The sequence below is a fragment of the Rhizobium sp. RU33A genome (assembly GCF_900156055.1).
Taxonomy (GTDB): Bacteria; Pseudomonadota; Alphaproteobacteria; order Rhizobiales; family Rhizobiaceae; genus Allorhizobium.
Genome location: NZ_FTMQ01000022.1, coordinates 1 through 1807, shown reverse-complemented (window position 1 = coordinate 1807; position 1807 = coordinate 1). Strand labels below are relative to the sequence as shown.

Annotated in this window: 2 protein-coding genes and 1 pseudogene; all 3 read left to right on the top strand. The window is 56.7% G+C overall.

Going from position 1 to position 1807, the window contains the following annotated elements; translation table 11 throughout:
* Window positions 1-185 precede the first annotated feature (185 nt).
* Entirely contained in the window at window positions 186-413 is a 228-nt protein-coding gene (locus BW978_RS23105; protein ID WP_076398637.1) for a helix-turn-helix domain-containing protein, read from the top strand.
* A 75-nt stretch (window positions 414-488) separates the two neighbouring features.
* Window positions 489-1070, top strand: coding sequence for a HipA N-terminal domain-containing protein (locus BW978_RS23100; RefSeq protein ID WP_244552042.1), 582 nt, complete (start codon window positions 489-491; stop codon window positions 1068-1070).
* Between the two features lie 61 nt (window positions 1071-1131).
* Window positions 1132-1653 (top strand): annotated as a pseudogene (locus tag BW978_RS23095) (hypothetical protein); the annotation flags it as partial.
* Between the last annotated feature and the right edge of the window lie 154 nt (window positions 1654-1807).

Below are 1807 nucleotides of genomic sequence, written 5' to 3'. Positions count from 1 at the left end.
CAAAATGGAAATATGCATGGCTCGGCTCCTTTCCCTTCAAGAGAAGGACATCATACTCGATGTCCTCGGAAGGGCGGGCCATCCCATAATCAACAGGTAAATCTTGCGCTGTAGTTTCATCCTGAGCAGGTCTATTTTGGTCCGTTCGCGCCAATAATCCTAAAATCATCTCGATAGGGGTGATTATGGAAAAGATCAAAGATACGAAAAGCCTCGGCATGCTGATCCGCCAGGAGCGTAGGCAGCAAGGTTTAACCCAGGAGCAACTCGCAGGGGTGATTGGTGTGGGCGTGCGTTTTTTGCGTGAACTCGAGGCCGGCAAAGAAAGCTGCCAGATTGGCCGTGCCATGCAAGTCCTGGCTGGTTTGAGCCTTATTGTTTCGGTCGGGCGTCGTCAGAGTTCGCGATCATGACCCGCGTATTGGACGTCTATTTTCGCGACACCAAGGCGGGCCTACTCTGCCGGCTTGACGACGGCCTGCTGACTTTTGCCTATAACGCGCGCCTATCTTCTGGACCAACGATCGTGTGCGATCTCGTTTTCGATGCCCCTGCAAGAAGAACCCTTTGGTGATCCGGTGGTGCGCCCGGTTTTCTCCGGCCTCTTGCCGGACGAAGGCGCGCGGCAACGCCTAGATGGGGCGCTCGGCCTTTCGGCAGGCAATGCCTTCGGACTACTGGAAGTTATCGGGGGCGAATGCGCAGGTGCCTTGTCACTCTATCCTACCGGCATGGCGCCGGAATGTGCCGGCCAGTCCCAAGCCGAAATTCTCACTTCGCAACGTCTTGATGAAATTCTCAGCAGGCTGCGGACCCGGCCTTTGCTTGGCGGAGACGAGGGCAGTCGCCTGTCGCTCGCCGGCACGCAGGATAAAGTGGCGGTCATTGTCGATGGAGATTCCATTGCCTTGGCGAGAGATGGTCGACCAACGACCCATATCTTGAAACCGGTCATCCAGGCGCTGGAAGGTACGGTGGAGAACGAGTATTTTTGCATGCGGCTGGCTGCCCGCATGCCCGCTTCCTCCCTCGCCGGTTCTTCTCCGGCTTTGTCATCTAAGAGTTCTTGAGCGAGTTGAGCTGATCCACAGAGTCCAAAAGCATAGATGTACTCAGCCGAGAAAACATCGGGTCCCTGTGCACTGGCTAAGCCGGAAGCAGGGGATGAGCACAGTGACCTCATACAAGTCGCGATCCAAATAAGGCGGCATGGGCGCGTCGATGATCAGCCAGAGGAAGGCTCTGGAGGATGAGAACCATCGGCTGAGGAAGAGGTATGCCGGGATTCGCATGCAGGGCGAGCTTCTGAGGGAAGCTCGTGGGAGACAATGGCGCGGCGATCCTACCGTCGGGAGCCTTACGGCAAATGCGAGCATTTGCCTGTCGGCCAAGGGATGGCTGGGCAAGCCGAGGCGATGGCTGCGCAAGCCGTGGCGTTGCACGGGGGTTAGCTTTGCGCTTGCCTGCCGTTCCTTCGATGTCAGTGAGACCTGCTATCGTTACAGCACCAAGCTGAACGACGAGAACGAGCAGATCGCCGATCTCCTCATCGGCGGCCTGACGCGGTCGAAGAAGACCTGCTTCGGCCTGTGATTTCTTTATTTGTGCAATGTCCGGGGACATCGCTGAAACCACAAGCGCGTGCACCGCATCTAGCGCAAGTTCGAATTGTAGCTCAGGATCAAGCCACGCAAGGGCAGGCGAAGCCCAGGGTCACTCTTCTCTAAACGCCCTGGTGATCTGGTCTGTGAATGGCTTCGCGAGGAATGAGATGACGGTTCGTTCCTCGGTTTCGATATAGACTTCG